Here is a 239-nt window from a genome sequence, read left to right on the forward strand (position 1 = left end):
GAAGCTGTGGTGGATATTGATCGCCCGGCCCGCCCAGTGCTCGCACAGCGAGGCGGGCAACACCTGCATGAACCGGGCCAGGACCACCGCGTGCGGGTCGTGCACGTCGACCAGTTCGCGCACCTGCTCGAACGCCGGTCCGCGCTCGGCCGGGTCCTTCGGGAACGGCACGTGGTGGAACTTCACCCCGTGCGCCTCGGTCATCGCGGCCAGGTCGGGGTGGTTGCCGATGACGGCCT

1 protein-coding gene is annotated in these 239 nt (G+C 69.9%); it reads right to left on the reverse strand.

Annotated features, from left to right (window positions below):
- Positions 1 to 239: formyltransferase family protein (locus tag ACTT8P_RS38710; RefSeq protein ID WP_442836469.1), on the reverse strand; the 239-nt coding region annotated here is incomplete at both ends.

Origin of the sequence: Streptomyces sp. JW3 (assembly GCF_052216785.1) — a bacterium.
Lineage (GTDB): Bacteria > Actinomycetota > Actinomycetes > Streptomycetales > Streptomycetaceae > Streptomyces.